The 24,177-nt window shown below is 59.8% G+C and carries 27 protein-coding genes and 1 riboswitch; of the genes, 15 read left to right on the top strand and 12 right to left on the bottom strand.

What is annotated here, in order from left to right:
* Genes GDN47_RS05975 through GDN47_RS05950 form a run of 6 tightly spaced genes read right to left on the bottom strand, consistent with a single transcriptional unit; the run spans window position 1 to window position 5,370 of the window.
* The gene (locus GDN47_RS05975) at window positions 1-1,635 is read right to left on the bottom strand and encodes an NTP transferase domain-containing protein (protein ID WP_152092788.1); all 1,635 of its coding nucleotides are present in this window, start codon (window positions 1,633-1,635) and stop codon (window positions 1-3) included.
* Window positions 1,632-2,339, bottom strand: a complete 708-nt coding sequence (locus tag GDN47_RS05970; RefSeq protein WP_152092787.1) for an XdhC family protein — start codon at window positions 2,337-2,339, stop codon at window positions 1,632-1,634. Before GDN47_RS05970 ends, GDN47_RS05975 begins: the two co-directional genes overlap by 4 nt.
* Complete coding sequence (locus GDN47_RS05965; protein ID WP_069613195.1) at window positions 2,339-2,668, bottom strand: XdhC family protein; 330 nt, start codon at window positions 2,666-2,668, stop codon at window positions 2,339-2,341. The genes GDN47_RS05970 and GDN47_RS05965 overlap by 1 nt, the downstream gene beginning before the upstream one ends.
* A 7-nt stretch (window positions 2,669-2,675) precedes the next feature.
* Window positions 2,676-3,923 carry a vWA domain-containing protein gene (locus GDN47_RS05960; RefSeq protein ID WP_152092786.1) on the bottom strand — a complete coding sequence of 416 codons (1,248 nt, stop codon included), beginning with the start codon at window positions 3,921-3,923 and terminating at the stop codon, window positions 2,676-2,678.
* A 3-nt stretch (window positions 3,924-3,926) separates the two neighbouring features.
* On the bottom strand, window positions 3,927-4,856 hold the full coding sequence (locus GDN47_RS05955; protein WP_152092785.1) for an AAA family ATPase: 930 nt from the start codon (window positions 4,854-4,856) through the stop codon (window positions 3,927-3,929).
* A gap of 19 nt (window positions 4,857-4,875) precedes the next feature.
* A complete protein-coding gene (locus GDN47_RS05950) occupies window positions 4,876-5,370 on the bottom strand; it encodes a flavin reductase (protein WP_152092784.1) in 495 nt (164 codons plus the stop codon).
* 168 nt (window positions 5,371-5,538) lie between these two features.
* Here GDN47_RS05950 and GDN47_RS05945 point away from each other — a divergent pair, with 168 nt between their 5' ends.
* The 4 genes from GDN47_RS05945 (at window position 5,539) to purB (ending at window position 9,301) form a co-directional block, all read left to right on the top strand.
* Window positions 5,539-6,618 (top strand): ABC transporter substrate-binding protein, encoded by a 1,080-nt coding sequence (locus GDN47_RS05945; RefSeq protein WP_152092783.1) that lies wholly within the window; start codon window positions 5,539-5,541, stop codon window positions 6,616-6,618.
* 81 nt (window positions 6,619-6,699) lie between these two features.
* The gene (gene rpe / locus GDN47_RS05940; protein ID WP_113355534.1) at window positions 6,700-7,386 is read left to right on the top strand and encodes a ribulose-phosphate 3-epimerase; all 687 of its coding nucleotides are present in this window, start codon (window positions 6,700-6,702) and stop codon (window positions 7,384-7,386) included.
* A 16-nt stretch (window positions 7,387-7,402) separates the two neighbouring features.
* On the top strand, window positions 7,403-7,894 hold the full coding sequence (locus GDN47_RS05935) for a hypothetical protein (protein ID WP_152092857.1): 492 nt from the start codon (window positions 7,403-7,405) through the stop codon (window positions 7,892-7,894).
* A 105-nt stretch (window positions 7,895-7,999) separates the two neighbouring features.
* Complete coding sequence (purB, locus tag GDN47_RS05930; RefSeq protein ID WP_113332576.1) at window positions 8,000-9,301, top strand: adenylosuccinate lyase; 1,302 nt, start codon at window positions 8,000-8,002, stop codon at window positions 9,299-9,301.
* Here the strand turns inward: purB and GDN47_RS05925 are convergent.
* Complete coding sequence (locus GDN47_RS05925) at window positions 9,282-9,797, bottom strand: low affinity iron permease family protein (protein WP_145631027.1); 516 nt, start codon at window positions 9,795-9,797, stop codon at window positions 9,282-9,284. The two genes, purB and GDN47_RS05925, sit on opposite strands and share 20 nt — an antisense overlap.
* A gap of 86 nt (window positions 9,798-9,883) precedes the next feature.
* Window positions 9,884-10,684, bottom strand: coding sequence for a DUF2189 domain-containing protein (locus GDN47_RS05920; protein ID WP_152092782.1), 801 nt, complete (start codon window positions 10,682-10,684; stop codon window positions 9,884-9,886).
* Window positions 10,685-10,852: 168 nt separating this feature from the next.
* On the opposite strand from GDN47_RS05920, the gene GDN47_RS05915 reads away from it, so the two are divergent.
* From GDN47_RS05915 to GDN47_RS05895, 5 genes are all read left to right on the top strand, one after another.
* A complete protein-coding gene (locus tag GDN47_RS05915) occupies window positions 10,853-11,407 on the top strand; it encodes an RBBP9/YdeN family alpha/beta hydrolase (protein ID WP_069613004.1) in 555 nt (184 codons plus the stop codon).
* A 266-nt stretch (window positions 11,408-11,673) separates the two neighbouring features.
* Complete coding sequence (gene purC / locus GDN47_RS05910; protein WP_069613005.1) at window positions 11,674-12,438, top strand: phosphoribosylaminoimidazolesuccinocarboxamide synthase; 765 nt, start codon at window positions 11,674-11,676, stop codon at window positions 12,436-12,438.
* 17 nt (window positions 12,439-12,455) lie between these two features.
* Window positions 12,456-12,698 (top strand): phosphoribosylformylglycinamidine synthase subunit PurS, encoded by a 243-nt coding sequence (gene purS / locus GDN47_RS05905; RefSeq protein WP_069613006.1) that lies wholly within the window; start codon window positions 12,456-12,458, stop codon window positions 12,696-12,698.
* A gap of 103 nt (window positions 12,699-12,801) precedes the next feature.
* Entirely contained in the window at window positions 12,802-13,473 is a 672-nt protein-coding gene (purQ, locus tag GDN47_RS05900) for a phosphoribosylformylglycinamidine synthase subunit PurQ (RefSeq protein ID WP_145317230.1), read from the top strand.
* 122 nt (window positions 13,474-13,595) lie between these two features.
* Window positions 13,596-14,003 (top strand): hypothetical protein, encoded by a 408-nt coding sequence (locus GDN47_RS05895; protein ID WP_145631024.1) that lies wholly within the window; start codon window positions 13,596-13,598, stop codon window positions 14,001-14,003.
* 66 nt (window positions 14,004-14,069) lie between these two features.
* Here GDN47_RS05895 and GDN47_RS05890 read toward each other — a convergent pair whose 3' ends face one another.
* Complete coding sequence (locus GDN47_RS05890; protein WP_145631023.1) at window positions 14,070-15,029, bottom strand: threonine ammonia-lyase; 960 nt, start codon at window positions 15,027-15,029, stop codon at window positions 14,070-14,072.
* A gap of 21 nt (window positions 15,030-15,050) precedes the next feature.
* Window positions 15,051-15,131, bottom strand: a riboswitch (ZMP/ZTP riboswitch).
* Window positions 15,132-15,217: 86 nt separating this feature from the next.
* Entirely contained in the window at window positions 15,218-15,463 is a 246-nt protein-coding gene (locus GDN47_RS05885) for a DUF1127 domain-containing protein (RefSeq protein ID WP_152092781.1), read from the bottom strand.
* 105 nt (window positions 15,464-15,568) lie between these two features.
* On the opposite strand from GDN47_RS05885, the gene GDN47_RS05880 reads away from it, so the two are divergent.
* The 4 genes from GDN47_RS05880 to GDN47_RS05865 all read left to right on the top strand — a co-directional run bounded on the left by GDN47_RS05880 (window position 15,569) and on the right by GDN47_RS05865 (window position 20,370).
* Window positions 15,569-16,987 carry an aminotransferase-like domain-containing protein gene (locus GDN47_RS05880; protein WP_113332582.1) on the top strand — a complete coding sequence of 473 codons (1,419 nt, stop codon included), beginning with the start codon at window positions 15,569-15,571 and terminating at the stop codon, window positions 16,985-16,987.
* Between the two features lie 225 nt (window positions 16,988-17,212).
* Window positions 17,213-17,719, top strand: coding sequence for an acyloxyacyl hydrolase (locus tag GDN47_RS05875; protein WP_233789759.1), 507 nt, complete (start codon window positions 17,213-17,215; stop codon window positions 17,717-17,719).
* A gap of 170 nt (window positions 17,720-17,889) precedes the next feature.
* Complete coding sequence (purL, locus tag GDN47_RS05870; RefSeq protein ID WP_113332583.1) at window positions 17,890-20,121, top strand: phosphoribosylformylglycinamidine synthase subunit PurL; 2,232 nt, start codon at window positions 17,890-17,892, stop codon at window positions 20,119-20,121.
* 15 nt (window positions 20,122-20,136) lie between these two features.
* On the top strand, window positions 20,137-20,370 hold the full coding sequence (locus tag GDN47_RS05865; RefSeq protein ID WP_004108912.1) for a BolA family protein: 234 nt from the start codon (window positions 20,137-20,139) through the stop codon (window positions 20,368-20,370).
* On the opposite strand, the gene GDN47_RS05860 is transcribed toward GDN47_RS05865, so the two are convergent.
* Complete coding sequence (locus GDN47_RS05860; protein WP_152092780.1) at window positions 20,356-21,555, bottom strand: hypothetical protein; 1,200 nt, start codon at window positions 21,553-21,555, stop codon at window positions 20,356-20,358. The two genes, GDN47_RS05865 and GDN47_RS05860, sit on opposite strands and share 15 nt — an antisense overlap.
* Window positions 21,556-21,774: 219 nt before the next feature.
* Entirely contained in the window at window positions 21,775-22,077 is a 303-nt protein-coding gene (locus GDN47_RS05855; RefSeq protein ID WP_113332585.1) for a hypothetical protein, read from the bottom strand.
* A gap of 386 nt (window positions 22,078-22,463) precedes the next feature.
* Here GDN47_RS05855 and grxD point away from each other — a divergent pair, with 386 nt between their 5' ends.
* Both grxD and GDN47_RS05845 read left to right on the top strand, forming a co-directional pair.
* The gene (grxD, locus tag GDN47_RS05850; RefSeq protein WP_113332586.1) at window positions 22,464-22,799 is read left to right on the top strand and encodes a Grx4 family monothiol glutaredoxin; all 336 of its coding nucleotides are present in this window, start codon (window positions 22,464-22,466) and stop codon (window positions 22,797-22,799) included.
* 140 nt (window positions 22,800-22,939) lie between these two features.
* The gene (locus tag GDN47_RS05845; RefSeq protein ID WP_113332587.1) at window positions 22,940-24,172 is read left to right on the top strand and encodes a multidrug effflux MFS transporter; all 1,233 of its coding nucleotides are present in this window, start codon (window positions 22,940-22,942) and stop codon (window positions 24,170-24,172) included.
* Window positions 24,173-24,177 lie beyond the last annotated feature (5 nt).

Below are 24,177 nucleotides of genomic sequence, written 5' to 3'. Positions count from 1 at the left end.
CTACCCCTTCAAAATCCCACCGGCCTCAACAACGGCCTCAGGCGTATCTACATCGAGATGTGCCGCCTCGCCAATCTCGACATCAATGACCGGAAGCCCCGATGTTTCGATGATATGCCGGGCGCCCACATCGCCTTCCAGCCGCATCACGGCGTTCAAGACCGACCGCGGCAGGATGACGGGATTGCCACGCTTGCCGCCCGATACCGCCCGCACGATCGCCTGGCCGTTCGCCTCCCAGAAGGCCGCCATCAGGGCTTTCAGATCATCGCTGGTGACGCCGGGCATATCGGCCAGCATGACAAGAACACCATCGGCCTTTTGAGCTGCCCGCGTACCCACACCGGCAACGAGGGAGCTGGCCATGCCTGAGGCATAATCGGGATTGAATACGACCTCAATGGTAAGGCCGTTTAGCGCGTCTTCGATCTCTTCGCGGCGATGTCCAGTGACTGCAACGACATGAGATGCGCCGCTTGCTATAGCCACGGATGCCGAACGACGAACTAGCGGCACGCCGTCGAATTCCGCCAAAAGCTTGTGCGAGCCCCCCTCACCCATGCGGCTCGCCTTTCCCGCAGCCAGCAGGACGATGGCAACCGAGATCTCCGACGGCGGTTTGTTGACGATGTCGCGCGGCCGCGGGCGTGATTGAATTTCCATGAGCAGCCCTCCAACGCCCATGGCACTGATATCCCGCCGCGTCGGTTGTTCGCCGGCTAATATGCGATCCAGCACCCAGTCGAAGCCATTCTCCTTCGGACTGCGCGCGCATCCCGGCGCCCCGACGACATAAATGTCGCCCACCCTGCCAAGCACCAGCAGATTACCCGGATCGACTGGCATGCCGACCTGAATGACCTCGCCGCCGGCAAGCCGGATCGCCTCCGGAATGACATCACCGGCATCGATGACAGCCGACGCTCCGAAAACGATCACCAGTTTCGCCAGCCGGTCCTGCGCAGCAAGAGCGCGACGGATCGCGCCGGCAACATCGGCTGCTCTATGGGCAACCCGCTCTTCCCGCTGCAACACACTGCCCGAAGGCTGCAGTCGCTGCGATAATATCCGCGCCGTCTTGTCCATCACCGAAGCCTTCAGCGACGGCAGCTCCGTGGCGACAAGCGATATGGCGTGCGGCATGAAGGGCTTGACCTCGAAAACCGGCATCCGCCGCAAAATTTCGACACCTGAAGCGATTTTGACTCCGGAAACGGCGAGCGGAATGATCTTGAAGGTCGCCACCATGTCGCCTGCTCGAACAGGTACATGGTCTGCAAGACAGGCAAGGGTGATCGCCGGATCGAGATTGTTGACGCGATCGACCGCTATACGATTTGCAACAAACAGGCCGTCGACGGTGCTATGGACATTCACCCGTCCCGTCGCGGCTTCAGAAAAAGTCAGATGATCGGGGGCGACTGCCCGCGCCAGCTGCTCGGCCGCCTCGTCTTCCATGAGGTCGCCCGGTTCGATACGCGCGGCGATAACGCGGTCAATTCCAGCCGCAGCGAGCCGCTCGATGTCTCCGCCGGTGAGCTTATGCCCCTTGGAAAAGCCGCCGTCAGACAGTCGAACGGAATGCGCGAGAACAGCGCCCTCCGCCTCCATTGTCAAAAATTCGCCGAAGATCATGGATAGCCGCCTTTTGGCGACGAGACATCCCGCCCGCGAAGCGAGCCGATGATTTCAGCCAGGATGGCGACGGCGATCTCGGCCGGACTTGCAGCACCGATAGGGAGCCCGATCGGCGCATGGATGCGGCCAAGCTCAGCTTCGCTCACGCCTTCCCGCTTCAGGCGTTCCAGGCGGCTGGCATGCGTCTTGCGGCTGCCGAGCGCGCCGACATAGAAACAGCCCGTCTTCAACGCCTGAATGATCGGCTCGTCGTCGATCTTGGGATCATGGGTCACGGCGACCAGCGCCATATAGCTGTCCAGCGGCCGCTCTTTCAGCGTATCCACGGGCCAGTCGGCAATTAGGTCTATGCCTTCGAAGCGCTCCGGCGTTGCAAAGGCGGTGCGCGGATCGATGATCGTCACATCGAAATCCGCTAGGGCCGCCATTCGCGCGAGAACCTGGCTGATGTGCACGGCACCGATGATAACGATGCGCGGCGGCGGCAGATGCACGTTGAAGAACAGGCTCTGTCCGTCCACCTCGAGAGCTGTTGACTTGCCCGAACGGAATGCCGATGCCGCGGCGTCGGCGAGTGAGCCTTCCAGCACATCGCCTTCAACGATGAGCCGATCCGGGCCTCCGGAGAGATCGGTGACAAGGATCGCCGCCTGCCGCCTGCGCCGCATCTCATTCAGCCGCGCCAGTATCTGCCGATCCATCAGGCGAGCCTTTCCACATAGACGCGGATGCGGCCGCCGCAGGAAAGACCCACGCGCCAGGCCGTTTCATCGGCGACACCGAATTCCAGCATGCGCGACTTGCCCGTTTCGATGACGTCCAGTGCCTCGGTGATGACAGCACCTTCGACGCAGCCGCCGGAAACCGATCCGTGAAAATTACCCTCGCCATCGATCACGAGATGACTGCCCGACGGGCGCGGCGCAGAACCCCAGGTATCGACAACGGTCGCCATGGCCACGCTGCGTCCCGCCGACACCCATTCCTCCGCAATCACGAGCGGATCCAGACTTTCGGATATATCTGACATCGGAGCCTCATTGCTTGCCGAGAAACCGTCGCGGATCATAGATATCCGCGCGGCCGGCGGTGAGCGCCGATACGAGATCGGCTAGAGATAATAGATTGTGAACGGGACGGAATTCGTCAACATGCGGCAGCATTGCTTTTACACCGCGCGCTCGGGCCTCGAAACCCGCGAAGCGCAAGAGCGGATTGAGCCAGATGAGCCGCCGGCAGGAGCGATGCAGCCGATCCATTTCCGCGCTAAGCAATTCCACGCCCTCGCGCTCCAGCCCGTCGGTGATCAAGAGCACGATTGCGCCCTGCCCCAGCACGCGGCGCGCCCATAATCTGTTGAACTCTTTTAGCGTCTCGCCGATCCGCGTTCCGCCCGACCAGTCGCGCACAGCTGCCGCGCATTCGTCCAGCGCCTGATCCGGGTCCTTGTGGCGCATCGCTCTGGTGACATTGGTCAGGCGCGTTCCAAACAGAAACGTATGCACACGCCGGCGGCGCTCGGTCAGCACGTGCAGGAAATGCAGGAAGATGCGCGTGTATTGGCTCATCGAGCCTGAGATATCCGCAAGTACCACAAGTGGCGGCTGGATTTCCTTCGGCTTCCGGAAGCGCGGCAGGATCAGCGCTCCTCCGGTGCGCAGCGCGGACCGCATTGTCGCGCGCGGATCGACCTTGGCCGCTGTGCGAGATGGTGCGAAACGGCGCGTGCGCACACGATCCAGCGGCAGCTGCAGCTTCTCCAGCTCCTTCTTGGCAACAACAATCTCTGCCGCTGACATCTGCGCGAAATCCAGATGGCGCAGTACCTCGCTGCCGGAGCTTGTAAATCGCGCATCTATCTCGATATCGGGCGTCTCGCGCTGCGGGCTCCGGTCGCTCCGATCGCTCAATAATGCATCGCTTGCCCGACTCTCGCCCGGTTTCGGCTTCTCCCTCTCGCGATGGTCAGGTGCGACCGGCGACATCATCGCGATCATTTTCGCAACGAGATCGCGCGAGCGCCAGAACAGCCGGAACGCCTCGTCGAAGACGACCAGATCTTCATGCCGCTTGACGAAAACGGAACAGAGGGCAGCATGAAACTCCTCGCGGGAACCGATGCCGATGGCCTCGACCGCTTCTATGGCGTCGGCAATCGCCCCAGGACCGATCTTCAGGCCGGCCCTGCGGAGCACCCGGCCAAATAGCACGATATTGTCAGCGAGGCGCCCGTCACCGGGCGGTGATGGCGCAACGATGATGCCATCGTCTGCACTCGGCTCCATGGCTCATCCCGCCGCAAGCAGTTCGGATTTGACTTCGTCCAACACACGCTTGCCTTCGGCGCCCTGAATGCGGGCGATATCGTCCTGATATTTCAGCAAGGTGCCGAGCGTATCCGAAACGGTCTCCGGATCCAGCGCCAGCCGATTGAGCTCCGTTAAAGCGGTCGCCCAGTCGATCGTCTCGGCGACTCCCGGATTCTTGAAGAGATCGAGCGTACGCAGCTTCTGGACGTAAGCGACGATCTGGCGCGAGAGCACTTCATTGCAGCCAGGCACCTTGCGGCGGATGATCTCAAGCTCCTGTTCGGCCTCAGGATAATCGACCCAATGATAGAGACAGCGTCGTTTCAAGGCGTCATGCACTTCGCGCGTCCGGTTGGTGGTGATGATGACGACAGGCGGCTCTGCTGCCCGGATCGTCCCGAGTTCCGGCACAGTCACCTGAAAATCCGACAGCACTTCCAGCAGGAATGCCTCGAAAGCCTCGTCGGTGCGATCAAGCTCGTCGATCAGGAAAACAGGTGCACGCCCGCCGACACCGGACAGTGCCTGCAATACCGGCCGGCGGATCAGATAGCGCTCGGAAAAGATATCGGCTTCGATACGGTCGCGGTCGGTGAGGCCGGATGCTTCCGCGAGGCGGATTTCCAGCATCTGCGCCGGATAGTTCCATTCGTAGACGGCCGAGGAAACATCCAGACCTTCATAGCATTGGAGGCGGATCAGCGGCCGGTCGAGCGCCTTCGCCAAGACCTTGGCAATTTCTGTCTTGCCGACACCAGCCTCGCCCTCCAGGAAAAGCGGCCGCTTCATTTTCAATGCAAGAAACAAAACGGTGCCGAGCGTGCGTCCGGCCAGATAGTCATGAGCGCCGAGCAACGCCATCGTCTCATCGATCGAACCCGGCAACGAAGGTAAAATCTGATCCGCCATGATAACTCCCTTGCAGGGGTTATAGCGCGTGATAGCCCCGGTTCATATAGAGGAGTGCCGGCTTCGGCTCGCTATAGCGTAGAGCCATCACCTCGCCAAAGATGATGTTGTGCGTAGAGGCCTGCTTGATCTCAATCACACGGCAATCGAAGGCGGCAAGAGCATCGGCAAGCACTGGCGCACCCGTCACCAGCGTCTCGAACTTGCCGGTAGCGAAACGTTCATCGACGGTCAGCTGCGTCTTGCCGGAAAAGGCATCGGCCAGGGCCTGATGATCCGCACCGAGCGAATTTAGAGCGAAAATGCCGCTTTTGAAGAAGATCTCGTTCTTAATGTTGCTGTTGTTGAGGCAGATTAGAACCGTTGCAGGGCTGTCCGATACCGAGCAGGCCGCCGTGATCGTCACGCCGCGCCGCTCAGCACCGAGCGCCGTCGTCACCAGTTGCACATGCCCCGCATAGCGGCTCATGGCATCGCGATAAAGCGCCGGGTCCATACGTTGCCTGTCTAGCACCACCGTCTCCTTTGTTGAGTCGTGCTTGCCTAACATTCAATATGACGGTCAGGTGTTAGCTTTTCTACAATAGCATTATTGAAAACAGAGCGATTTTGCTGCTTTTTCTTTGACGATGCCCCGCAGACGGATAAATAGGGCAGGAAAATTGTCCGGGATACTCCATCGATGAACGTTCTGCGTCGCCTTCCGCTCCTGCTTGCGCTGCTTTCGGCAGCCGGCAGCAGCTATGCCGCAGGAATTCACGTCGGCGTGGTCGCACCGCAGGACGGTAATTTCGCGACGCTCGGGGCAGAGATAACCGCTGGCGCAAATTTCGCGATCCAGGCCCAAAAGGATACGGCGACCGTGGTCAACGAGCCCTGCACGGAGGATGGCGGCCGAGCCGCAGCTGAAGCGCTGGTAGCCGCCAAAGCACAAGTCGCGATCGGCTTTCTCTGCACGGAGACCCTGGAAGGCGCACTGCCGCGCCTCAAGGATGCCGGCATTCCTGTCATCACCGTTTCCGTACGCTCGCGCATTCTCATGGAAGACGCGCTGAAGAATGGCTGGCCGCTCTTTCGCCTCGCGCCGGTCGATAGCGCCGAGGCGGCCGTGGCGATCGACACCATTTTGAAAAATTGGGCCGCGGAACCGATGGCGCTGATCGATGACGGTACGATACACGGTCGCGAACTGGTCGGCGCGATCCGCAACGCGCTCGAGGAAAAGGGGCTAAAACCGGTCTTCACCGATACCTATCGCCCCGGTCAGGATCAACAGATCGCCCTCGTGCGACGACTGAAAAAGGCGGGTGCGACACGCGTCTTCATCGGCGGCGACCGCAGCGATGTTGCCGTGATCGCGCGCGACGTTAAGAGCGAGAATATTCCGCTGGCCCTGATGGGCGGCGATGCCATGCGTGCCGCAGATCAGCCTCTTCCCTTGCTGGAGGGTGTGCAGGCAATCGCTCTGCCCGACTATGCCAGCCTGCCGGCAGCTCAGCCCACGGTACAGGCAATGCGTGCGGCCGGTACCGAACCTGACGGCTATACTCTGCCGGCCGCGGCAGCGGCTCAGATTGCCAGCCAGGCAGCCGACAGCGCCAAGGCGGACAATAAACCCGTCGCAGAAAAGCTCGTGGGGACAGTTTTCCAAACAGCGATCGGCCCGATCTCGTTCGGACAGAACCACGAATTGACCGAAAATCCCTATCGCCTGCTGGAGTGGCGGGGCAATAGCTTCGTGCCGGTGACGCCATCGAACTGAGGTAAGCCGTTCTGGCGGTTGTTTGCCCGCGATAGCGGTGCTAATCCAGGCGCGAAATAATCAGTTGGAGCTCAGCTACCCATGACCTTGCCGATCCGTATTGCCCCTTCCATTCTCGCCGCCGACTTCGCCAAGCTCGGGCAGGAAGTCAAGGATGTGACCGAAGCCGGTGCCGACTGGATCCATCTCGACGTCATGGACGGCCATTTCGTGCCGAACATCTCCTTCGGCGCCGATGTCATCAAGGCACTACGCCCCTATACGACCGCGACCTTCGACTGCCACCTGATGATTTCGCCGGCCGACCCCTATCTGGAAGCCTTCGCCAAGGCCGGCTGCGACCGCATCACGGTTCATGCCGAAGCCGGCGTGCATCTGCATCGTTCGCTGCAGACGATCCGCCATCTCGGCAAGAAGGTCGGCGTCACCCTCAACCCGGCAACGCCACTTTCTGTGCTGGAAAACGTGCTCGATGATATCGACCTGATTTTGATCATGTCGGTCAATCCGGGCTTCGGTGGCCAGAAGTTCATTCCGGCCATGGCTGATAAAATCCGCAATGCCAAGTCCCTGATCGGTGACCGTCCGATCGAACTGGAAGTTGATGGCGGCGTCTCCGTTGAAACAGCCCCTCTGATCACCGCTTCCGGCGCCAATGTCCTCGTTGCCGGTTCGGCGATCTTCAAGGGCGAATCGGTCGACGCCTATCGTCAGACGGTCGGCGATCTCCGGGCTGCCGCCGAACGAGGCCGCGTTGGATCAAATTAATCCGACCGATGTCTTTATCGCGACGGGCCGAGTACGGACCGTCGCCTCGCATTGTCTTGAAATCGCCTGCGGTGCAATCGGCTGGGGCTCTGTCATGGCCGTATCCGCACTTGCCGCCCTTTACGTGCGGAACGGTCTTCTGACCAGCCATCTTGGCGCGCTTACCCTCGTCTACTTCTTCGGCGGCGCCCTCTCCTGGCCAGTCCTCGTGCCGCTCACCCAGCGTTTTGCCCGCCAGCGACCGACCAGCGCGCGTTTTGCCGCCTTCTTTCTGGCCCTCTCCATCGGCACCGCTGCCATGACGGCCCTCCTCTTTGCCATGGACTATCGCTGGTTCTATTCGCGCTGGCACGCGCCATTCGGCTCGCTTATCTGGATCTTCCAGTTCCTGTTCACCGGCGCCAGCGCCGTCTACCAGTTCGCCGTCCTCGGCCTCACCCTGTTTCTGCCATTCGGCCTGCTATGCCTGACAGCCGTTTCGGCCTATCTTGCGCGACGGGCGCGTTGAAGCCCCGCTAAACATTGTGCCCATGAAACATTGTGATTGCCGCCCGTCTTTGTTATGGGGGCGCCGAGTTCTCCTTGTCCCGTTAGCCAAGAAAGCTTTGAGCCTATGATCCCGCGCTACTCCCGACCGGAAATGGTCGCCATCTGGTCTCCCGAAACGAAGTTCCGTATCTGGTTCGAGATCGAGGCCCATGCCTGTGACGCGCTGGCCGCGCTCGGCGTCATTCCGAAATCGGCGGCGGATACGATCTGGGAAAAAGGCGGCAAGGCCACTTTCGACGTCGCACGCATCGACGAGATCGAGGCCGTCACCAAGCACGACGTCATCGCCTTCCTGACGCATCTGGCCGAAATCGTCGGACCGGACGCCCGCTTCGTGCATCAGGGCATGACCTCCTCGGACGTGCTCGACACCTGCTTCAATGTCCAGCTCGTGCGCGCCAGCGACCTGCTCATCGCCGATATCGACAAGCTGCTGGAGGCCCTGAAGCGTCGCGCTTTCGAGCACAAGGACACCGTCACCATCGGCCGTTCGCATGGCATCCATGCCGAGCCCACCACCTTCGGCGTGAAACTGGCGCTCGCCTATGCCGAATTCGAGCGCTGCAAGCAGCGCCTGATCGCCGCGCGCGAGGAAGTCGCCACCTGCGCCATCTCCGGCGCCGTCGGCACCTTTGCCAACATCGATCCGCGCGTCGAGGAACATGTCGCCGCCGCCCTCGGCCTGAAGCCGGAGCCGGTCTCCACACAGGTCATCCCGCGCGACCGCCATGCGATGTTCTTCGCCACGCTTGGTGTCGTCGCCTCCTCGATCGAGCGTCTCGCCACCGAAATCCGCCATCTGCAGCGCACCGAAGTTCTGGAAGCCGAGGAATATTTCTCGCCGGGCCAGAAGGGTTCTTCCGCTATGCCGCATAAGCGCAATCCGGTGCTGACGGAAAACCTGACGGGCCTCGCCCGCATGGTCCGCTCCTATTCCATCCCGGCCATGGAGAACGTCGCTCTATGGCACGAGCGCGATATCTCGCACTCCTCCGTCGAACGCATGATCGGCCCTGACGCGACCGTCACGCTCGATTTCGCGCTGGCCCGCATCACCAGCGTCGTCGACAAGCTTCTGGTCTACCCGGACAATATGATGAAGAACTTGAACAAGTTCCGCGGGCTTGTTCATTCGCAGCGCGTGCTGCTGGCGCTGACCCAGGCCGGCGTATCCCGCGAGGATTCCTATCGCCTCGTCCAGCGCAATGCCATGAAGGTCTGGGAAGAAGGCAAGGACTTCCTCGAGGAACTGCTGGCCGACCAGGAAGTGCGCGCCGCCCTTTCGGAAGCAGATATCCGCGAAAAGTTCGACCTCGGCTATCACACCAAGCATGTCGACACGATCTTCAAGCGGGTTTTCGGCTAGAATTTCCCGCTTTCGATTGCGCTTTGCTTGAGGCGGTGCGGCTGACGCGCCGCCTCTTTCCTTTGTCGGCGGATTTGGCCGCGATAGCGCGGTCATACTCGATACTCTCGCCAGCCTTGCCCTGACTTTGTCCAGGTTCGCGCTTTGCCGCCTTTTCGACCAGCCGGTCGAGGTGCTTCAGATCCTCTTCGTCAAGATTCTCGATCCCGACAAAGCGGTTCTCGGCCGCGCTCGTCAGGATGAGTTCGTTGAGCTTGGCCTGGATGGCCCGCGTATCGCGCGTCTGCGCATTCTGGAGCAGGAAAACCATCAGGAAGGTGACGATCGTTGTGCTGGTATTGATGACCAGCTGCCATGTGTCCGAGTAGCCGAAGATCGGCCCGGTCGCGCCCCAGAGAACGACGGAGAACAGGGCAAGCACGAAGATGGCCGGTTTGCCGGTCCATTCCGAAACGACAACCGCGAACCGAGTGAAAATATGCGTAAGTCGCGTCATGATCCGCATCTCCTGATGATGCGGATCAACGTAAGAAACCGCCCCGCGGTTCCAATGATGACGGCTTCGGCCTATGCCGATTTCGTCTAGCTCTCGGTCACAATCAGCTTGCGATAGAGATGCCAGGACGCGTGACCGAGAATAGGCATGACGACCGCCAGTCCGGCAAAGATCGGGATAGTGCCGATGACGAGCAGCGCCGTCACGATCAGGCCCCAGACCGCGATCGGTACCGGATTGGTCAACGTCGCCCGGATGCTCGCATCGACCGCGGCGACGACACCGACGTCGCGATCCAGCAGCAGCTGGAACGTAACGACCGTTGTCACCAGCGCGACGAGAGCGAAGAGGAAGCCGATTAGATCGCCCCAAAGCATCATCGCCATGCCCTCGCGCGTCGTCAGCACGCTCGACACGAAAGATGAAAGCGTCGGAGGAACACCGTCGCCGAAGTAGGTGAAGTAGATGCTCTGCGCCACGAAGAGCCAGACGATGAACAGACCGAACAGCATGAGGCCGGCAACGATAATCGACGGCAAGGCCGATGAGAAGCGCACGTCGAACGCATGGCTCCATGACGTATCCAGCCCCTTTTCCCGTCGCCTGCTGATCTCGTAGAGGCCGATTGCGGCCAGCGGCCCGAGCAGAGCGAAACCGGACATCAGCGGAAACAGCAATGGCAGCAGATTCTGGTCGGTGCTCCAGATCGCCAGCGCAATGCCGGCAATCGGATACATCAGGCACAGAAACACATAATGCGATGGCTTTTCGCTGAAATCGTCCAGCCCCATCTTCAGGGCGTCGACGAGATCGGCGATACCGATCTTACGGATGGCGGGGCGCGTAAAAGTGTGGTCTGCTCCAGCCATGACGTGAAAGGCCGTCATAATGCTCTCCTCCTCAACCGTGGTGCTCGGCTAGCGGTGCAAGATGGCGGCAAACGGGGTGCCGACATCGTCATTCGCTACCGGCAGCAGCAATCCTATCAAATTTTGCCGCAATTGTCGCCTTTTTCCCTTGACAGTTGGGCTCCCCTTTTCCACATCGGCGAAATCATGAAAGCTTCCGACGCAAACATCCTCATCATCCCCGGCTATACGAACTCCGGCCCCGACCACTGGCAGACGCGCTGGGAGCAGAAGCTCTCGACCGCACGGCGCGTGGAACAGGCGGAATGGTCGAAGCCCGTGCGCGACGATTGGGTGGCCCGCATTGCCGAGGAAGTGAATGCCTCGGACAAGCCCGTCGTCCTCGTCGCGCATTCGCTCGGTGTTCCCTCGGTGATCCATGCGATCCCGCATTTCCGCAACAAGGTCGCTGGCGCCTTCTTCGTCGCGCCGCCCGATGTCGCCAATCCGGCCATCCGGCCGAAACATCTGATGACGTTCGGCCCCTATCCGCGAGACCCCCTACCATTTCCGTCGATCACGATCGCAAGCCGCAATGATCCCTTCGGCAGCTACGAACATGCGGATGATATTGCCAACAGCTGGGGCTCGCTGCTGATCGATGCCGGCGAATCCGGCCATATCAATACCGAATCCGGTCATGGGCCCTGGCCGGAGGGCACTATGGTCTTTTCGAAGTTTCTCAGCCAGCTGAAGCCGTAGTATTATTCATAAACGATGATGGATGGAGGCGTGCCTCGCCTCACTAGCCTGTGAAGTACCTGGCACTTTCATTCCATCGACAGATAAAAGCCTGTAAAACAGGCCATGACTGGACCCCGAATCTTGCGTTGGCACCCCGCCAAGGCCGGAATTCCGAGGAAGGAGGCGCAGGCGGATTGTGAATTCGCTTCTTATCCGTTATGGGGACGCCCACATACGATCCACTTGCGCTGTCCCATGAGCGCCAAAGACAGAGAACAATACCAATGAACCGTCGCCGCCGTATTTACGAGGGCAAGGCCAAGATCCTTTACGAGGGGCCTGAGCCGGGCACGCTGATCCAGTTCTTCAAGGACGACGCCACCGCCTTCAACAAAAAGAAGCATGAAGTCATCGATGGCAAGGGCGTACTGAACAATCGCATCTGCGAGTATATCTTCAGCCATCTGAACAAGATCGGCATTCCCACCCATTTCATCCGCCGCCTCAACATGCGCGAGCAGCTGATCAAGGAAGTGGAGATGATTCCGCTCGAGATCGTCGTGCGCAACGTTGCCGCCGGCTCGCTCGCCAAGCGCCTCGGCATCGAGGAAGGCGTGGTTCTGCCGCGTTCGATCATCGAGTTCTACTACAAGTCCGACGCGCTCGAAGACCCTATGGTTTCCGAAGAGCACATCACCGCCTTCGGCTGGGCCAATCCGGCCGAACTGGATGACATCATGGCGCTCGCCATCCGCGTCAACGACTTCATGACCGGTCTTTTCCTCGGCGTCGGCATCCAGCTCGTCGACTTCAAGATCGAATGCGGCCGCCTGTTCGAAGGCGACATGATGCGCATCATCCTCGCCGACGAAATCTCGCCGGACTCTTGCCGTCTCTGGGATATCGAAACCCGGGAAAAGATGGACAAGGACCGCTTCCGTCGCGACATGGGCGGCCTGCTCGAAGCCTATTCCGAAGTGGCTCGCCGCCTCGGCATCATCAATGAAAACGAACCCGTGCGCGGCACAGGCCCGGTTCTCGTCAAGTAAGTTCAGAAAGGACAATCGTGATCAAGGCTCGTGTAACCGTCACGCTGAAGAACGGCGTTCTCGATCCGCAGGGCAAGGCAATCGAGGGCGCGCTCGGCGCACTCGGCTTTGACGGCGTCCATCAGGTCCGCCAGGGCAAGGTCTTCGATCTCGAGCTTGAAGGCACCGACAAGAACAAGGCTGAAGCCGATCTCAAGGCCATGTGCGAAAAGCTTCTCGCCAATACGGTCATCGAGAACTTCAGCATTTCGATCGACTGATTGTCCTCTTTCGCGAGCCATTCTTCCTTTGTCTGAGGCAATGGAGTATGGCTCACGAAGCACTTCCAGCGATTATCCCTTTGCCTATTGCGGGACCAGCATCATGAAATCAGCAGTCGTCCAACTTCCAGGCCTCAATCGCGATCGCGACATGATCGCGGCGCTGACCAAGATTTCCGGCCAGGCGCCCGTAACGGTCTGGCAGACGGAGACCGAGATTCCGGATGTCGACCTGATCGTCATTCCCGGCGGCTTCTCTTACGGCGATTATCTGCGCTGCGGCGCGATTGCGGCCCGCATGCCGATCATGCAGGCGATCAAGGACAAGGCCGACAAGGGCGTCAAGGTTTTGGGCGTTTGCAATGGTTTCCAGATCCTGCTCGAAGCCGGCATGCTGCCGGGCGCGCTGATGCGCAACGCTTCGCTGAAATTCGTCTGCCGCGAAGTAAAGCTGGAAGTCGTCAATGCCGAGACGGACTTCACCGCCGCCTATGCCAAGGGCCAGGTCATCCGCAGCCCGGTCGCACATCACGACGGCAATTATTTCGCCGATGCTGAGACGCTGAAGGCGATCGAGGACAACGGCCAGGTGGTCTTCCGCTACGCCGAAGGCACGAACCCCAACGGCTCCGTCAATGACATTGCCGGCGTCATGAACGCCAAGGGCAATGTGCTCGGTATGATGCCACATCCGGAGAACCTGATCGAGGCAGCCCATGGCGGCAGCGATGGCCGCGGCCTCTTCGCCTCCGCGCTTGGGGTGGTCGCAGCCTGATAACGGCCGATCCACTATCGGAACCATAAAATCGGCGTCTTTGCATAGAACAGCAGGGCGCCGGAAAGCGGCCCGGTACACATTAGCAGACCAGCCCTAACCGCTTCATTGGAAAGAGATTGATGCGCCCTCGCCTCCTGACAGGACTTTATTCCGCCGCTGCCATTGCGATGCTTGGGCTGTTGGTCACCTCTTGCGGCCCGCGTCCGCCGAGCATCACTGCGACCGATCACAGCGCCCTGTCGACGATGGAGCGCATCATGCTCAATGCCAATACCTGCTGGTTCAAGTCTTCGGACCCGGCTTTCGCGAGTTATCAGCTCGCTCCGGAGCTCAACTCCTTCACCGGTCGCCCACGCATCCTCGTGGTCGACAAGAAGCATCCGACCGGCCGGCCATCGCTCGTTGTGCAAGCGGAAGGCAATCCCGCGCAATTGCAGGCCTTCGGTCCGATGATGTCAGGTGCGTCAGGCGGCCGCATCACGGGCGACGTCAACCGTTGGGCTGGGGGCGCGAAGGGCTGCCAATAACGGTTCCGCCGCCGCCTTTCTGTTGCCAGCGAATAGGGTAGCGCTCGGCGCGAAACAAGCTCACCTTTACGGCTTTCCAATCCACGCTTCGAACGCTTTGGGTTCCACATTGCCGCCGCAGAGAACGGTTGCCACGGTCTTTCTGGCGAAACGCTGTGGATTCTCAAGAATGGCGGCAACACCCAGCGCGGCGGCGGGCTCCACGATAAGTCCGGAATGCAGGTATAGGAGTCGCATTCCCTCCTTGATGCTGTCCTCGCTGACCAAAAGAGCGTCGTCAGCGACGGCCAATAGATCATCGAGAACTTCCGGGATCACATAGCGCCCGGCCACGCCATCGGCGATGGTGTTCGGGGCGCCCGCGTCCACGATCCGCTTGGCCTTGAAGGAAAGAGTCATAGCCGGTGCATTTCGGGGCTGGACTGTGATGATCTCCACACTTGGCTGTCGGCACTTCAGGACATAGCCGATACCGGTAGCCATCGCCCCGGCGCCCAGAGAAACCAAGACGGCATCCAGCGCTTGAGGAAATTCGGAAAGCTCGAGCCCGATGGTCGCGGCACCTTCACAAGTATCGAGGTTCTTGCTGTCCTCCACGAGGAAGGCACCCGTTTCCTCGGCGAGATCGGAGGCTGCTTGGAGCGCGGCTTCGATCTCCCCTTCGACCAACACCACATTTGCTCCGAATAGCCGCATCTTTTCCACTTTGAGGGCATTGGCGGCGACGGACGCCGTTACCGTGACGTCAAAGCTTCTCAGTCGGCCGCCATAGGCGAGTGCCTGGCCCAGATTGCCCGCGCTAGCGCAGACGACCGATTTCGTATCGCCTTGTGACTGGAGCCTAGCCAAAACCATCTCGGTGCCACGCCCCTTGAAGCAGCGCACAGGATTCATCGTTTCGACCTTGAGGACAATCCGGCAGCCCAGCGCCCGGCTCAAACTTTCGCAGACGTATTGCGGTGTATGCCGAAAGACCCAGTGTATGGTTGTGGCAGCAGTTTCGATTCGATCGATATCCAAGCGCATATGAGCCCCCATTGCGTTTCCTTATAGGGCCCAGGCGGTCGGCATTCAGGGCTGCGTTCCACGATGGTTCTCCATCACAATCCGCCAGTCGCGCAGCCACTGCAAACTCGTTCACAAGCTAGTCGATGTCAAGGATTGGAAATGGGCCGAATAACAGGCACATTGGCCTGATATGCGGCTCAGCCCACTCAATCCCAGAAGAATGACTTACTGACTTCCTTTGCCGCCTCGCGACGCGTCAGGCCGATGTCGTATAACTGATCATCGGTCAGATCTCTTAGAACACGCCGTCCCTCGCGCTTCTCCAGCCAATCCCAATAGGACGTCCAGAGCCGGCACAACATATGCGGCCTTGGCTGCGCCGCTCTAATTCCCACGCCCGCCGCGCAGGGGGCTCCCGCTTCGGTCGAACAGATTGTAGCCATTGTACTCATCTTCATTTCCACATGATGGTGACAATTTCGATGCATCGAGCCAAACGATGCAAATTGACTCATACTCTTGACTCGACGGCAGGGACAATCTAAGAAATTGTCATTATGACAAATTGGCTTCCTGACATTTCCAGCGGAACCGGCCCGGTCTATATCCGCGTCGCCGACGCCATCGAACACGCGATTACCCATGGCGTCTTGCCGCCCGGCACCAAGCTGCCGCCGCAGCGCAATCTCGCCTATGATATCGGCGTGACCATCGGCACTGTGAGCAGGGCCTATGCCCTTGTGCATGAACGCGGTCTGGTCGCCGGCGAAGTCGGCCGCGGCACCTATGTGCTGGAGCGCTCGAACGGCAAGCAGATCGAACTCGTGGATCCGATCACGCAGGCGCTTGCCGGCACGCGCGGTCTGAACACGCCGGATGCCAAGATCCGCTTCGATACGACCGCCGCTCCCGATATCGGCCAGGGTGTGATCATCGGCAAGCTCTTCGCCGACATCAGCAGTGAGCACCAGACGGAGATCTCCTCCTATTCAAGGAACTTCCCGGCGAGCTGGTTTGAGGCAGGACAGATCTGGCTTGCCCGCAACGGCTGGCAGCCGGCAATCGAGACAATCGTGCCGACGCTCGGCGCCCATGCCGGCGCCATTGCCGTCATTTCGGCCGTTACCTCCCCGGGGGACAAGATCGTCTTCGAGAATCTCACCTATACGCAGATCAGCCGCGCCGCACGCCTGCTCGGACGCCGCACGATCCTGGTGGATTCGGACGAGCATGGCATGATCCCCGAGGATTTCGAGCGCCTGTGTCAGCAGCAGCATCCTCGCCTCGCCTTCCTGATGCCGACAGCCCATAATCCCACCCTGGTGACAATGCCCGAGGCAAGACGCCGCGCGATTGCCGCCATTGCGCGCCGACATAGTGTCTGGCTGATCGAGGACGATCTCTATGGCGGCATGACCGGCGACCAGAACCCGCTTATGGCCACCATTGCGCCGGAGCGAACTTTTGTCGTCAGCAGCCTTTCGAAATCGGTGACCGCTGGCGTGCGCGGTGGCTGGGTCGCCTGCCCGCCGCATTTCGCCCAACGCATCAAAGTCACCCATAAGATGACGACCGGCGGCCTGCCCTTCATTCTTGCCGAAACCTGCGCGCGGCTCGTCCTTGGTGGTCACGCATTGGAATTGCGTCGCAAGGCGGTCGAAGAAATCAAGGCCCGCGAACAGCTGGCGCGCGTGGCATTGGCGGGCTTTGAATTCAATTCGCATCCGCATCTGCCCTTCCTGTGGCTGAAGCTGCCCGAACCCTGGCTGTCAGGCACCTTCAAGAACGCCGCCCTGACCGAGGGTGTGTTGATAGATGACGAAGACGAGTTCAAGGCGGCGCGAATCGAACGGGTTTTCCACAGGGTCCGTGTCGCCTTTTCGTCGCCCCCACAGCGAGAAGATGTTGCGGCCGGCTTCATGACATTACGCAGGTTGTTGGAAAACGGCTCATCGGGATACGATAGTCACATTTAAGCAAGCCTTATCAATTTATCGACGTACATCTTGCGCAAATGCGATTTCGCCGTCTCGACTCTTAGCACGCTACCATTCTATCAATGAAAAATGAGGATTCGCCCGCCACACCAGGGGGAGTGCATGGCTATTGCAAGCTTTTTCAGCAAGCGTTTAGTTTCGAGTTTTCTGGTAATCAGTTCGGTATTTGTTGCAGGTCAATCGGCCGCAACCGCTGCAGATACGGTGGCAGCTACTCCCGCCGCTCCAGTCAAGATTTTCGACGAATTGCGTTTCGGCGCGAGCGGCTCCATCCAGAACGGCAACGAGCATGAAAGCGGTGTCTTCCCGGATGTCCAGGTACTTTTCAATCCGTTCGGCTATAATCCGACAGCAGATTGGAAGGATCAGCTGACGCATCCGCGTATCCACGTAGGCACATCGATCGGCACGTCAGGCTCCGCGACGCAGGTCTATGGTGGCCTTTCCTGGACGCTAACCCATAGCAACGGCATCTTCACCGAACTCGGCTTCGGCGGCACGGTGCACACGGGTAACCTGGACGACTGGCGAGAGCATGGTCCGATGCTCGGCTGCCGTCTGCTCTTCCACGAATATGCCGGCCTCGGTTATAATTTCGACAGCCATTGGAACGTAATGGCGCAGATCGCGCACTCCTCGCATGCCAATCTTTGCGATGGGCCTAATGGCGGCATGACGCGCGCCGGTATCATGGTTGGCTATAAATTCTAACCGCGCGAGGCGGTCTCCTATGGCCGCGCGCTTGATTTTCGTTGCATCTACGCCGGCGTGTTGTGAACGCCGGTGATTTTCCTGTCGCACGACAGGGAGACTTGCGCTAAAGAGACCCCGATCCCTGACCGGTCTTCAAATCCTTTACAGGCAAGGACACTCGAGCGCCCATGACCATTTCCAATTCGATCCAGATCACCCCCGAACTGATTGCCGCCCACGGCCTCAAGCCGGATGAATATCAGCGCATTCTGGATCTGATCGGCCGCGAGCCCACGTTCACCGAGCTCGGCATTTTTTCGGCCATGTGGAACGAGCACTGCTCGTACAAATCCTCCAAGAAGTGGCTCCGTACCCTGCCGACCAAGGGACCGCGCGTCATCCAGGGCCCGGGCGAGAATGCCGGCGTGGTCGACATCGACGATGGCGATTGCGTCGTCTTCAAGATGGAGAGCCACAATCACCCCTCCTACATCGAGCCGTATCAGGGCGCTGCGACCGGCGTCGGCGGCATTCTGCGCGACGTCTTCACCATGGGCGCCCGGCCGGTTGCTGCCATGAACGCCCTGCGCTTCGGCGAGCCGGATCATCCGAAGACCCGCCACCTCGTCTCCGGCGTCGTTGCCGGCGTTGGCGGCTACGGTAATTCCTTTGGTGTTCCCACTGTCGGCGGCGAAGTCGAGTTCGATGCGCGCTATAACGGCAATATCCTGGTCAACGCCTTCGCGGCGGGCCTCGCCAAGTCGAATGCCATCTTCCTGTCTGAAGCCAAGGGCGTCGGCCTGCCGGTCGTCTATCTCGGCGCCAAGACCGGTCGCGATGGCGTCGGCGGCGCGACCATGGCGTCGGCTGAATTCGACGAATCGATCGAAGAAAAGCGTCCGACCGTTCAGGTCGGCGATCCCTTCACCGAAAAGTGCCTGCTGGAAGCCTGCCTGGAACTGATGCAGACGGGCGCCGTCATCGCCATCCAGGACATGGGTGCCGCCGGCCTCACCTGCTCCGCCGTCGAAATGGGCGCCAAGGGCGACCTTGGCATCGAGCTCGATCTCGACAAGGTGCCGGTGCGCGAAGAGCGGATGACGGCCTATGAAATGATGCTGTCGGAAAGCCAGGAGCGCATGCTCATGGTGCTGCAGCCGGAAAAGGAAGCCATCGCCAAGGCGATCTTCGTCAAGTGGGGCCTGGATTTCGCGATCGTCGGCAAGACGACGGACGACCTGCGCTTCCGGGTCATCCATCAGGGCGAGGAAGTCGCCAACCTGCCGATCAAGGATCTCGGCGACCAGGCCCCGGAATATGATCGGCCGTGGCGCGAGTCAGACAAGCGCGCCGCCCTGCCGGCCGACCTCGTTGCCGCGCCGGAAGACTACGCGCAGGCTCTGCTGAAACTCGTTGGCTCCGCCAACCAGTCCAGCCGCCGCTGGGTCTACGAGCAGTACGATACGCTGATCCAGGGTAACTCTCTGCAGCTTCCCGGCGGCGACGCCGGCGTCGTCCGCGTCGAAGGCCATCCGACCAAGGCTCTCGCTTTCTCGTCCGACGTCACACCGCGTTATGTCGAAGCCGATCCGTTCGAAGGCGGCAAGCAGGCCGTCGCCGAATGCTGGCGCAACATTACGGCAACCGGCGCCGAGCCGCTGGCTGCGACCGACAACCTGAACTTCGGCAATCCGGAAAAGCCTGAGATCATGGGCCAGTTCGTCGGCGCCATCAAAGGCATCGGCGAAGCCTGCCGCGCGCTGGATTTCCCGATCGTCTCCGGCAATGTCTCGCTCTACAACGAAACCAATGGCGTCGCGATCCTGCCGACCCCGACCATCGCCGGCGTCGGTCTCCTTCCGGACTGGAAAGCGATGGCCCGCATCGGCTCAGCCTCCGAAGGCGACCGCGTGCTGATGATCGGCCTCGACGGCAGCCATCTCGGCTCGTCGATCTATCTTCGCGATATCGTCGGCTCGACGGATGGCCCTGCTCCGGAAGTCGATCTCTTTGCCGAACGCCGCAACGGCGATTTTGTGCGCTCCGCCATCCGCAACGGTCAGGTCACCGCCTGTCACGACATCTCGTCCGGCGGTCTGGCGCTCGCTCTGGCGGAAATGGCGATGGCATCCGGCAAGGGCCTGCGGATCGATCTCGGCGAAGTCCGGACGCTGCCGCATGCAGCACTTTTTGGGGAAGATCAGGCCCGTTACGTCATCGCCGTTCCGGCCGATGTCGCCGATTTCGTCTGCATCAACGCGGAAAGCGCCGGCGTACCCTTCCGTCGCCTTGGTACGGTTGGCGGTGACGCACTCGTCGTCGATGGCCTGTTAACGCTTCCGGTTGAACAGTTGCGCGAGGCGCATGAATCGTGGTTTCCTGCTTTCATGGACGGCAGCGCGCTCGCTGCCGCGGAATAAATCGAGGTACCACTCATGCCCATGAACCCCGGCGATATCGAAGACATGATCAAGGCCGGCATTCCCGGCGCCAAGGTGACGATTCGCGACCTGGCCGGGGATGGCGATCACTATGCTGCGGAAGTTGTCGCGGAAGCCTTCCGCGGCAAGAGCCGCGTGCAGCAGCACCAGATGGTCTATGATGCCCTGAAGGGCAATATGGGCGGCGTGCTGCACGCCCTTGCGCTGCAGACGTCAGCGCCCGACTGAGAGCGCCTGCGCCTCTTCGCCGGAGTTGAAGCTTAGCTCCGGCAATCTCTTCACTGAGAATTCAGCGAAATCCGCAGCCGGCAACGGACCGGCCGTCATCAGCGTGAAATCGAAAAACGCCCTCACATCGGGGCCGAGCACATATTGCCGGTGAACCCGCAGGAAATCGCGCTTGATCTTCTTGTAATGCGTCTCCGACAGCATCTGCTTGAAACGTATGAACAGGATCGAAGCCTGCCGGGCATCCTCGTGCCCGCAAACGGCGGCAACCTTTGTCTTATAAAAATGGATCGCATCGGTCAGACAGTGAACGTCGAGCCAGAAGATGTCCTTGCAGCGTGCGATCAATCCCACGCGTGAGCGCAGCACCTTTGCCGGCCGCATGAGGGCGCATTGCAGGATGGCACTGCCAAGCGTCGTAAATACCACGCGCTTGCCCAGCAGCAGCTCCGGCTCGCGCTCAAGCAACAGGCCGACCACGTGAGCTGCCACGGACGAGCCCATGCTATGCGAGGAGATGACGAATTCTTCGACGTCGGGCTCATCCAAGGCTTGCCGGACGCTGACGGCGCTCGCTTCCAGCCATTGTTCTGCGCCTATGCCGTTCAGCCCCGCCATCGCGACTGCCATTTCCCAGTCGGAGAAAAGATGCAGAGTATGCAACTTCTCGGCCTGCGGCAGGAAGACATAGACGAAGAAGGCGACCGCGAGCGCGATACTGCCGATATGGCTCCAGGCCGGCAGTCCGAACAGGATTGGCGTAAACGCAATCGACAGGCTGAGAACAAGGCCTGCGAGCATCAGCAGAAAGGGAAAGATGAAGAACAGGCCGAAGCGCCATGCATGACGGAAATAGCCGGCCATGCCGCCCGAAATGGCAACCCTTGCGGCAGCGAGATAGCCCTGGATGAGCCGCGTAAAGAACGGCCTGCCGTTCAGGACGGCAACCAGATCGTTATGATCGACGATATGAATGCGGCTTTGGGTATGCCAATCCGCAGCCGTCGCCGTGACATCAAAATACGGTGCCCTGCCAAAATTCTTCAATTCTCCCACCGAGGCGGAAAAATCCCAGGTGGCGGCGCTCTGCCGGGCGGAACGCTCATAACGAGCCCGATGTGCGGCAGCATTCAGCGGCTCGAAGCCAGGGAAGTGGAGAACCACCCTCTTCCTGATAGAATTCATATTGTAGTCTGTCCCCGGGGCGCCAGTAGCACTGATGAAATCTGAAAATCAGCCAAGACCATGGCCTGCTGGCTTTTTCATGGCAGACCGCAACAAATCGTCCAAAAACAAAAAGATAGGGTCAAACGCTTATAATCGCGTCAGCCCGCATGACGGATGCACAATCGTCCTCAGCCGGCTTTTTCGCCATGCCGAGGGTAAAATCCGAATTCCGGCATATCAGCATTCCCGGCGCGGATATGGAGAGATATCGGCACAGGAGTCCAGCGACGGCGCAGTTATTACTTTCTCGGCGACCGGCGGCGTGGTCGATTGCGGCGTCGGTGCGGTCGAGGCCCGGTAACCGAAAGCGATGCTCAGAATGAGCACGATGGCACTGACGGTCACGGTACTGTTCAGAATCGATGCTCGTGGTGTGCGCACATGCTCGTAATATTCCCGCTCGCCTTCGCTCGTATCTTCAGAGCTATAAAATTCTCGCTCTTCACCAACCTGCCCTTCGGAATAGTGATGGTGGCTCATGGAGTCCGCTCCCTCAAGAAATATGCGAATGCAATGCCGACAGGGACCGATACGCGCCAAATCGCATCAATCGGCAAACTCTAACAAACATACCGATGGTTTGTAAATTAGGTAGCATACTAATATTCATCGTCCCTTGATTTCAAATTCATGTGTGTTGTTCAGGGCTGGAGTTGAAGGGGTGATTTCAAAACGCACTGTTCAAAAAAGGCAGTCAATCGACACCTTTTGAACGTTCCTGTTAACGACTGATGCCGGAAATCTATTCATGCGATGAAAAAGACGGCACCTACGTTTTGCCGCTGGAAATCAAGCCGGGCGCTTGCTATTTAAGGGACAGATGTAACGCTGCGGACCTTGACCCCGCATGTGAAAGGAACTGGACAATGAGCGGCATTCAGGAATTCATCGCCAACGAAGTTAAGAACAACGACGTCGTTCTCTTCATGAAAGGCACCCCCCAGTTCCCGCAGTGTGGTTTCTCCGGCCAGGTGGTCCAGATTCTCGACTATATCGGCGTCGATTATAAGGGCATCAATGTCCTAGCCGACGCTGAAATCCGTCAGGGCATCAAGGACTATTCCAACTGGCCAACCATTCCGCAGCTTTACGTAAAGGGCGAATTCATCGGCGGTTGTGACATCGTGCGCGAAATGTTCCAGGCGGGCGAATTGCAGCACCACCTTCAGGAACACGGCATCAGCGTTCGCGGCGCCGCCTGACCGGGCACCGGGCTCCCCGTCCGGTTTCCATAGTTCAATTTGATCGATAAGGCGCTGCCGCCGGGCGGCGCCCTTGATATGTTTATGGGAATAAAACCGTGACGACTTCATCCCAGGCCATGTCCCATGGGCAACTGCCCATGGGCAAACGTGAGTTCATCGCACTCGCGGCCTTCCTGATGGCGATTAACTCACTCGCAATCGACATCATGCTTCCCGCGCTGCAGCAGATCGGTTCCAGCCTCGGCGTGATGAACGAAAACCATCGGCAATATGTGGTAACAGCCTATTTGATCGGCTTCGGCTCGGCCCAGCTTATCTATGGCCCCTTGTCGGATCGCTTCGGCCGCCGCATGCCACTCTTGATCGGCATCACCATCTACGTGATTTCGGCGTTCGGCATCGCCCTCATCCCGTCTTTCGCCGGTCTGCTGGCGCTCCGCTTCATTCAGGGCCTCGGCTCGGCAGCCACCCGCGTCATCACCGTCTCCATCGTCCGCGACGTGTTCGGCGGCCGCCTGATGGCCGAGGTGATGTCGCTCATCATGATGGTTTTCATGATCGTTCCGGTCATCGCGCCGGGAAGCGGCCAGATCATCCTGCTGGTCAGCACCTGGCACATGATCTTCGTCTTCATCGGCGCCATGGCAACCCTCGTCGGTCTCTGGATGTATTTCCGGCTTCCGGAGACGCTTAAGCCTGAAAATATCCGCCCCCTGACCGTCAGATCGGTTGCCGCCGGCTTCAAGATCGTTCTGACGGACCGGGTAGCACTCTGTTACACCTTGGCGAGCACGTTCCTGTTCGGCGCGCTGTTCGGCTTCATCAATTCCGCCCAGCAGATCTACAACAACATCTACGGCCTTGGCGTCTATACGCCGCTGGCATTCGGCGGCGTGGCGGCGTTCATGGCCCTGTCGTCTTTCGTCAACTCCCAGTTCGTCGGCCGGTTCGGCATGCGCCGGCTGTCGCACACGGCCTTGCTCGGCTTTGTCGCCATCACCTTCTGTTGGCTGCTGGTGCAGCTTTACGGGCCATCACCGATGCCGTTCCCTCTGTTCATGGTCTTTTTCGCACTGGCCATGTTCCAATTCGGCTGGATCGGTTCCAACTTCAACTCTCTGGCGATGGAACCCCTCGGCCACGTCGCCGGCACGGCATCCTCCGTTCTCGGCTTTATGAGCACGGTCGGCGGCGCATCGATCGGCGCCTGCATCGGGCAGTTCTATAACGGCACGGCGACACCGATGGTCATTGGCTATTTCACCGTTTCCCTCATCGGCGTCGTCTTCGTGCTGATTGCCGAAAAGGGAAAGCTGTTCCGCCCGCACAATGCGCCGCCTCCGGCCGACCAGTCTCTCGCTTTACATTGACAGGC

The organism is Martinezella dioscoreae (assembly GCF_009176305.1).
GTDB classification, from domain to species: Bacteria; Pseudomonadota; Alphaproteobacteria; order Rhizobiales; family Rhizobiaceae; genus Rhizobium; species Rhizobium dioscoreae.
This window is presented reverse-complemented; position numbering and strand designations above follow the sequence as displayed.